9 protein-coding genes and 1 other RNA gene are annotated in these 7,831 nt (G+C 66.9%); 9 read left to right on the top strand and 1 reads right to left on the bottom strand.

Annotated elements, in window-relative coordinates:
* The 8 genes from NTY77_09865 to NTY77_09830 all read left to right on the top strand — a co-directional run.
* Positions 1 to 270: hypothetical protein (locus tag NTY77_09865; GenBank protein MCX5795787.1), on the top strand; the 270-nt coding region annotated here is incomplete at its 5' end.
* 563 nt (positions 271 to 833) lie between these two features.
* Positions 834 to 2,834, top strand: a complete 2,001-nt coding sequence (locus tag NTY77_09860; protein ID MCX5795786.1) for a protein kinase — start codon at positions 834 to 836, stop codon at positions 2,832 to 2,834.
* A gap of 35 nt (positions 2,835 to 2,869) precedes the next feature.
* Positions 2,870 to 3,226: a transfer-messenger RNA gene (ssrA, locus tag NTY77_09855) on the top strand.
* Positions 3,227 to 3,309: 83 nt separating this feature from the next.
* Positions 3,310 to 4,368 (top strand): signal peptide peptidase SppA, encoded by a 1,059-nt coding sequence (gene sppA / locus NTY77_09850; protein ID MCX5795785.1) that lies wholly within the window; start codon positions 3,310 to 3,312, stop codon positions 4,366 to 4,368.
* A gap of 6 nt (positions 4,369 to 4,374) precedes the next feature.
* A complete protein-coding gene (locus NTY77_09845; protein MCX5795784.1) occupies positions 4,375 to 4,944 on the top strand; it encodes a hypothetical protein in 570 nt (189 codons plus the stop codon).
* The gene (locus NTY77_09840) at positions 4,944 to 5,636 is read left to right on the top strand and encodes an NAD(P)H-hydrate epimerase (protein MCX5795783.1); all 693 of its coding nucleotides are present in this window, start codon (positions 4,944 to 4,946) and stop codon (positions 5,634 to 5,636) included. Before NTY77_09845 ends, NTY77_09840 begins: the two co-directional genes overlap by 1 nt.
* Positions 5,633 to 6,226, top strand: coding sequence for a peptidylprolyl isomerase (locus tag NTY77_09835; protein ID MCX5795782.1), 594 nt, complete (start codon positions 5,633 to 5,635; stop codon positions 6,224 to 6,226). The genes NTY77_09840 and NTY77_09835 overlap by 4 nt, the downstream gene beginning before the upstream one ends.
* Positions 6,226 to 6,909, top strand: coding sequence for an MBL fold metallo-hydrolase (locus NTY77_09830; GenBank protein ID MCX5795781.1), 684 nt, complete (start codon positions 6,226 to 6,228; stop codon positions 6,907 to 6,909). The genes NTY77_09835 and NTY77_09830 overlap by 1 nt, the downstream gene beginning before the upstream one ends.
* Here NTY77_09830 and tilS read toward each other — a convergent pair.
* Positions 6,892 to 7,629 carry a tRNA lysidine(34) synthetase TilS gene (gene tilS, locus NTY77_09825; GenBank protein ID MCX5795780.1) on the bottom strand — a complete coding sequence of 246 codons (738 nt, stop codon included), beginning with the start codon at positions 7,627 to 7,629 and terminating at the stop codon, positions 6,892 to 6,894. The two genes, NTY77_09830 and tilS, sit on opposite strands and share 18 nt — an antisense overlap.
* Positions 7,630 to 7,672: 43 nt before the next feature.
* Here tilS and NTY77_09820 point away from each other — a divergent pair, with 43 nt between their 5' ends.
* The gene (locus NTY77_09820; GenBank protein ID MCX5795779.1) at positions 7,673 to 7,831 is read left to right on the top strand and encodes a hypothetical protein; all 159 of its coding nucleotides are present in this window, start codon (positions 7,673 to 7,675) and stop codon (positions 7,829 to 7,831) included.

Below are 7,831 nucleotides of genomic sequence, written 5' to 3'. Positions count from 1 at the left end.
GAGCAGGGGAGCGTGCGCCGGGAATCGGATGTCTTCGCCCTCGGGGTATGCTTCTACGAGATGCTCAGCAACAGGCTGCCTTTCGCCGGCCAGGGCGCCGGCATGCTGCTCAACAAGGTGAACGGCAAGCACATCCCCTTGAGCCAGGTCGTCTCCGGCCTGCCGGCCGGCGTCGACGAGGTCGTGGCCAAGGCGCTGGCTCCGGATCCGGAGCAGCGCTACCACACGCCGGAGGAATTCGGCGCCGCGCTGCAAGGGCTGCAGGGTTAAAAGACCGTTAATTTCAGTTCCGTGGGTTGACAAACTCCGGCAGCCTGCATAAACTCTTAGGTATGAAGACCACCCCTTTCCTGATCATCGCAATCGTCTCAGGATTCATCTCCAGCCCCCCGGTGTTTGCCGACGGCCCCATGCTGACCAGCAAGGAGGCGCGCAAGCAGATCGAGAAAGCCATAGAGCAGGAGAGGCGTTTCATCCAGATGCAGAAGGAGGGCCCCGGAGAGGGGGATCATCAGCCTGGGGACTCTGGACCGCATCATGATGGGGACCACGGCCAAGGAGCGTGGAATGCCGATAAGATGCACCAGTTCCAAGAACAGATGGGGAGAATAAAGCCCAAAGTCCTGGACAGCATGGACAACAACGTGTTGGGCCCTTATTCACACGGCACGTCCAACATTCCCCAAAGCTATGTCGACGACTTCGCAAGTTATGCCAGAGCAGCCGTGCAGATGGGCCGAGCCATCATCGATAACGATCCCGCAGATATCAAAACCACACAGGCTAAGCTTGAGGCCACTGTAGGTCAGGGTGATTTCGCGAATGATCAGGGTATGCAGAAGCTGTTGAAGACCGAGGTGGCGACGTTGGCGCGGGAGTTGAACCCCGCGACTCCCCCTTCTCCGAACCCGCCCTCGCCCTGGCCGCCGAAGCCGAACCCTCCCGTCATCCCGCCCGACTGCAACGGCCCCAACTGCCTGCCCGCCCTCGAGCAAGCGCTGGCGGCTGACCCGAACAACGTCGCCGCGCTCAACATGCGTTCCAACATCCTGTACGGGGAGGGGCAGATGCAGGCCGCCAACGCGGACGCGCGCCGGGCCCTCCAGCTCGACCCCACCGACCAAGCGGCTCTGGCCGTATTCAAGCTGACCGAAGGCCGCGCCGACTCGCCGAAAGACAACCCGGCGGGTCAGCTGGCGCAAGCCGGGGCGGCGCTCAGCCCGTCCGGGGGACTCGGCGGCGGCTGGACCGGCGGGCCGGCGCGGCCGGCTGTCCTGATGTCGGACAAGAATCCCTCGGCGGACAACGCCCTGCAGTCGGCCCAGAACGCCTTGCGCCTCAACGACTTTCAGGCCGCCATCTCCCATCTCAACCGCGCCTTGGCCGCCGACCCCCACAACCTGGACGCCTACCGCCTGCGGGCCATGGCCTACTCCCGTCAGGGGATGTACGAGGCCTCCCTGCGCGATGTCGAGGCCGGACTCAAGCTGTCCCCGCGCGACGCGTCCTTGCTCGTGATCAAGGCCTTCGACAAGAACCGCCAGAAGGATTACAACGCGGCCCTGGCCGCCGCCAGGACGGCTCTGGAGATCGACCCGGGCAGCGCCGACGCCATGGCCAACGCCGCCTACGCTCTGGGCGGCCTTGGACATCGGGACCAGATGCTGGACCTGCTGGGGCAGGCCGCGGCGAGGAAAGGGAGCTATCAGGCCAGCCTCCAGGATGCCCGGAACCGGCCCGTGGGCAGCGATATCCTTTTCCTGTTCCCGGGCGAGGCGGCGGGCGGCTCAGCTCAGCCTTTCGGCCCGGAGGGTTCGAACCGTCCCAGCCGCACGCGGCGCTACGGCGTGCTGGCCATCGCCGCGGTCCTGGGCGGCATACTCGTGGCTTTGGGCTTGCTGCAGTCCGTGGCCGGGCCCTTGACCAAGAGATTCAGGACCGCCGCGGCGGATGCGCCCGCAGCCGCGGGCGGCCCCACTCCCGGGGCGCCGGGCTCACTCGGCGTGCCGGAGGGCGAACTGCTGCGCGGCCAGTTCAAGATCCTGCGCCAGATCGGCGCGGGCGGCATGGGCCTGGTCTTCGAAGGCACGGATGTGACCCTCAACCGTCAGGTCGCGGTCAAGAAGATGCGCGACGAGCTGCGCCTGGACCGCCGCGAGCGCCTGCGCTTCGTCAACGAGGCCAAGACCGTGGCCGCCCTGCACCACCCCAATATCGTGGACATCTACGCCGTTCTCGAGGAGGGCGACGAGCTCTTCCTGGTCTTCGAGTTCGTCAACGGCCAGACCGTCTACGACATGATCACGCACCGGGGCGCGTTGGGGTTCCAGGAGGCCCTGGGCATCACCCGCGGGATGGTCACGGCCCTGGACTACGCCCATGGCCGCGGCATCATCCATCGGGACCTCAAGCCCTCGAATGTGATGCTCAACAAGGAAGGCTTCGTCAAGGTCATGGATTTCGGCATCGCGCGCATGGCCAAGGACGCCGCCACCCGCGTTTCCATGACCAACACCGTGGTGGGCACGCCGCCCTACATGGCCCCGGAGCAGGAGCAGGGCGTGGTGCGCAAGGAGGCCGACGTCTATTCCCTGGCCATCTGCGTCTACGAGATGCTCTGCGGCCGGGCCACCTTCGCCGGCACCGGAGCCGGGATGCTCATGAACAAGGTCAACATGTCCTACAGCCCGATCTCCAAGGAAGTCAACGGCCTGCCCCAGGGCATCGACCTGGTGTTCGCGCGCGCCTTCCAGGCGGACCCGGACCAGCGCTTCCATTCGGCCGGGGAGTTCCTCTCGGCTCTGGAAGCCCTGCCCGCGGTCCAGCGGGCTTGAGCCGCGCCCGGCCGTCTGGTATACTCTCTATATACGGGGGTGAATAGCTTCGACAGGCGGCGTTCCCGCAACGGTCGCAGGCCCTGGGTGGCTGGAACCAGGATAAAATCCGGCTAAACAACAAATGCCAACTCACAGTTGGCCTGGGCCACTGCCTAACAAGCAGTGAGCACACGTCGGTCCCCGACACCTGCTAGGGGGTAGCCGGCGTCATCAGCAGGCTGGAGGTCCTCCCGCTGGCACCGTCGGAGGGGGCATCGAGACCAGAACGGGGCTAGTCCGGGCGTACCAGCCCGCCGGTTTTGCCCGGATGAAGCTCAAGGCGGACTAAGCCTGTAGTGATCTTGCTGGTCGTCGTTTGGACGCGAGTGCGAATCTCGCCACCTCCACCATTTGTGGAGTCTTTCCCAAGGGCCGGCCCGCGCCGGCCCTCGGCGTTCCGTGATTCTTTGCGATATCGGCCAATGAGGTGAACATGGACCAGATGCCCGTCAGCCCTGAACCCCTTCCGGGACCGCCTCCCGACACCCAGTCCCATACGGCGGGGGGGCGCCGCATCAAACGGCGGCTCATGTACGCGGTGGTCGGCCTCTATGCGGCGTCCTTGGCCGCGGCCTGCGTGCTCATCCTGCGCTCTCCCGGCACGGGCGGGTCCGGCAACGGGAGGGAGCAGGCCCAGAGCATCCTTTCCTTGGCCAAGGATCGCGACACCGTGGGCTGGGTGACCATCCATGGTCCCATCTCCAACTCCCAGAGCGGCCGTCCTTGGGAGAAAGGCGCAGAGCAGTGGGTGCGCCACATCAAGGCCATGTCCGAGACCAAGGGCGTCAAGGCCATCGTCCTGGACATCAACTCGCCGGGCGGCAGCGTGGGCGCGGTGCAGGAGATCCACAGCCAGATCATGCGTATCCGTAGGGAAAAGAAGATCCCCTTCGTGGCCCTTTTCGGCGACATCTCCGCCTCCGGCGGCTATTACATCGCCTCGGCTTGCGATAAGATCGTGGCTCATCCCGGGACATTGACCGGCTCCATCGGCGTGATCTTCTCGGTGAGCAACCTGGAGGGCCTCTTCGGCAAGGTCGGCTACAAGATGGAAGCCATCAAGTCCGGCAAGTTCAAGGACATCGGCTCGCCCGCCCGCGCCATGACGTCTGAGGAGCGCAAGCTGCTGCAGGCCATGATCGACGACGCCTACGGGCAGTTCTTGAGCGCCGTAGCCGAGGGACGCAAAGCCCCGGTCGAAAAGGTCAAGCTTTTGGCCGAGGGCCTCATATACACCGGCCAGCAGGCCCTCCATACCGACCCCCCGCTCGTCGATAGGCTGGGCGATTCCGACGACGCGGTGGCCTGGGCGGCCCAGTTGGCGGGGATGAAGGGCAAGCCCCGCATCCGGCACGAGGCGGACCACTTCAGCGACATCTTCGAGATGCTCGATTCGCGGTTTCACGGGGTCCTGGAAGGCCGGACGGCCCTCCTCGACAGCCTCAAGCCCTCGGACCGCTTGGGCCTGGAATACCGCTGGACGGGCTGGTGATCTAGCGTGGAACTCGTCTTCGACTTCTTCGAGGACCACCTCAAGGCCGCGGCGGTCGTGAAGGTCCGGCGTCCTCTGGCTTTGGGCGTGCTGTGCTTCATGCTGGGCGCGCTGAGCTTCTTCGTGGCCATGAGCGTTTCCGGCCGCCTCTCCCCGCTGCCTTTCAACTGGTTCATCCTCGCCCTGTTCCTCCTTTGGGAGCTCGGCTCGGGCTTGGCTTTGGTCGCTGTCCTCCACCTTATCGCGGATTTCGAGGGCCGGCCAGGCAGCGGAGGGGAGCTCTTCGTGCTCTTCGGGATGGCCAACCTGATCTGGGCCCTGGCCATTCCTGTGGCCCTGCTCTTCATGGCCTTCCTCCCGCACGCGCATTGGCCTTTGACCGCCGCGTTCCTATTCGTAGGGCTCTACAACCTGGGCCTGAAGGCGCGCAGCCTTCAGGATACCTACCAGTTGAGCCAGGGCCGCGCCTGGATCACCTTGGCGCTGCCATACCTGGCCACGGTCATGGCCTCGGGCCTGGCCTTCGCGCTGGCCATGGCCAGCGTGGTGATGCAGATCTTGAAGGGTTTGGATTGATGTCCGAGGAACTCCTCCCCGCCACCTACCAGGGCCTGCCCGTGGTCACCGCCGAGCGCATGCGCGAGATCGACCGCATCGCCACGGAGCAGCGCGGCCTCAAAGTCATCGACCTCATGGAGAACGCGGGCCGCGCCGTGGCCCGGGAGACCGCGGCCTTCCTCGCCTCGCGCGGCATCCGGGTCGCGGTCTGCTGCGGCCGGGGCGCCAACGGCGGCGACGGCCTGGTCGCGGCCCGGATCCTCCATGGGAAGGGGGCCGAGGTCCAGGCCTTCATATGCTCCCCGCGGGGCCGCTACCCCGAACCCGTGCAGACCAACCTCGACCGCGCTTTGGCCGCCAAGGTCCCGGTCTTCCCGGCCGAGGACGAGGCCGCGCTCCAGCCCGGGCTGGCCGACGCCGACATCATCCTCGACGGCCTGCTGGGCACAGGCTCCAGCGGCGAGCCCGAAGGCGCCGTGCGCCAAGTCATCGAGGCCATCGCCGGGTCCAAAAAGCCGGTCGTGGCCATAGACCTGCCCTCGGGCCTCGACCCGGATACGGGCCGTCCCAGCGCGGCTTGCGTCACGGCCGCCCTGACCCTCACTTTGGGCCTGCCCAAGCGGGGACTGGTCGCCGCGCACGCGCGCCCCTTCGTCGGCGAGCTCAAGGTGCTCGACATCGGCTTCCCCAAGGACCTCCTGACTCCATGAAGCGCATCGCGCTGCTGGCGGTGCTGCTGGCCGTCGGGCCGTCGGGCTGCAAGAAGAGGCCCCAGGCCGCCGGAACCTTCGCGGTGATCGAGACTTCTATGGGCACCATAACGGTGGAGCTGCTCAAGGACAAGGCGCCCAAGACCGTGGCGCACTTCATCGGACTGGCCACGGGCAAGAAGGCCTGGCGCGACCCGCGCAACAGCGCGGTGCGCTATGAGCCGCTCTACGACGGCGTGCCGTTCCACCGCGTGGTCCCGGGCTTCATGATCCAGGCCGGAGACCCTTCGGGCCGGGGCGACGGGGACATCGGCTGCACGGTCAAGGATGAGATCGACCCCAAGGCTCGTTACGACCGTCCGGGCCTGGTCGGCATGGCCAACTTCGGACCGGACACCAACGGCAGCCAGTTCTTCATCACCGTGGGCCCGGGGCCCGACCTGGACGGCCGCAACACCCTCTTCGGCCGGGTCACCGACGGCCTCGGAGTGGCCGTGGCCATCTCCAAGGTGCCGCGCAACGAGCTGGAGAGCTCCAACCGGCCGCTCAAGCCGGTCCTGATCAAGACGCTGCGCATCGTGGAGCGCTAGTGCAGCGCATCCGCCGAGGGCTCTACCTGCTGGAATCGGCCCTGGCCAACTGCTATCTCATCGAGGGGACCCGCGGCCTGACCCTTTTCGACACCGGGCAGCCTTCGTCCGCGCCGGGGCTCATCGAGGAGATCGAGCGCAACGGCTTCTCCATCAGGGACATCGAGGCTATCGTCCTGAGCCATTCCCATTTCGACCATGCCGGCGGGGCCCGGGGCCTGTTGGAACGGCATCGGGTCAAGGTCTTCGCGCACCCCGCCGACAGCCCCTCGGTCAAGGGCCAGGACCAGCCGCCGCGCAACCTGGGCATGCGCCTGCTGCGCTTCCTGATCGGCCTGCGCTATCCCTACCGCCCGCTGGAGGTCGTGGTCCCCATCGACGAGGGAGAGGCCCTGAGGCATCTGCCTCAGTGGCAGGTCCTGCGCCTGCCCGGACACACCGCAGGCTCGATCGGCCTATATCAGCCGGGAGAGAAGGCGCTGCTCTGCGGCGACGCGCTCAACAATCGCGGCCGCCGCCTCGCAATCCCCGGAGACGCTCACTGCCAGGACCCGGTGGCGGCCCGCGAGTCGGTCCGCAAGATGGGCGCCCTCGACCTGGAGGTCCTGGGCTGCGGCCATGGCCCGGTCCTGCTCTCCCGCGCGGGGCTGAAGGTCCACGACCTGCTATCTCCCCTCATTTAAGGCCCGGGCCTGGGCCGCGAAGGCGGCCAGGCGCTCCCGGATGCTCGGGTTGCGGCTCTCCAGCAGAGGCAGGACCTTCCGGCGGATCCAGTTGCGGGTGAACTGCGTGTCGCGGTTGGTGCTGTCATGCCTGTATTTCAAGCCGTGAATCCGCAGATAGGCCAGGACTTCGTCGCGCCGCAAAGGCAGCAGCGGCCGGATGAGCGACACTTTTCCTGAGAGCGCGCGCTTGGGCGATATCCCGGCCAAAGCCGCGAGGCGGCTGGCGCGCAGCAGGTGCAGGAGCACCGTCTCGGCCTGGTCGTCGAGGTGATGGCCGGTGGCGATCTTATTGCACCGCAGACGCCGCGCTTCCCGGACCAGAGCCTCATAGCGCAGCTTGCGCGCCGCATCCTCGATCCCTTGTCCGCGTTTCTTGGCTAGAGCGCGCACCGGGACGCTGGTGACGGAGGCGGGGACATCCCACCGCCGGCCCAACTCGCTCACGAAGCGCGCGTCTCGGTCCGCCGCGATGCCGCGCAGGCCGTGGTGGACGTGCGCCAGCGCCACGCTGAAGCCCTTGCGGCGGCCCAGGGTGCGCAGGAAATGGGCCAGGCAGACGGAGTCCGGCCCTCCGGAGACCGCGGCCAGGACCCGGTCGCCGCGCGCCAGCAGCGCCTCGGCCCGATCGAAGGCCAGCAGCTTGGACCAGACGCGGGCGGCGAATTCCACGCGGCGCATAGGCGGATATTTTATGATAGAATGAGCCGCTTCTGGAGGGTCAATGGCCGAGGAAGTCTGCGCGAAGTGCCGTAAGAGCATCGCCCAAGCGCCCAAGCGCTACCGCTGCACCTCCTGCGGGGCGTTGTTCTGCGCCAGCTGCATGGACCGCCACTGCCTCTTCTGCCGGGCGGCCGTGGTCCAGACGGCCCCGGGGCGCTGA

It is taken from the genome of Elusimicrobiota bacterium, from assembly GCA_026388095.1.
GTDB lineage: Bacteria > Elusimicrobiota > Elusimicrobia > UBA1565 > UBA9628 > UBA9628.
This window is presented reverse-complemented; position numbering and strand designations above follow the sequence as displayed.

Excerpts from the sequence above, each read along its gene's own strand:
- NTY77_09840 (MCX5795783.1), top strand. The coding sequence starts at position 4,944 with ATGTCCGAGGAACTCCTCCCCGCCACCTACCAGGGCCTGCCCGTGGTC.
- sppA (MCX5795785.1), top strand. The coding sequence starts at position 3,310 with ATGGACCAGATGCCCGTCAGCCCTGAACCCCTTCCGGGACCGCCTCCC.
- NTY77_09860 (MCX5795786.1), top strand. The coding sequence starts at position 834 with ATGCAGAAGCTGTTGAAGACCGAGGTGGCGACGTTGGCGCGGGAGTTG.
- tilS (MCX5795780.1), bottom strand. The coding sequence starts at position 7,629 with ATGCGCCGCGTGGAATTCGCCGCCCGCGTCTGGTCCAAGCTGCTGGCC.
- NTY77_09835 (MCX5795782.1), top strand. The coding sequence starts at position 5,633 with ATGAAGCGCATCGCGCTGCTGGCGGTGCTGCTGGCCGTCGGGCCGTCG.
- NTY77_09820 (MCX5795779.1), top strand. The coding sequence starts at position 7,673 with ATGGCCGAGGAAGTCTGCGCGAAGTGCCGTAAGAGCATCGCCCAAGCG.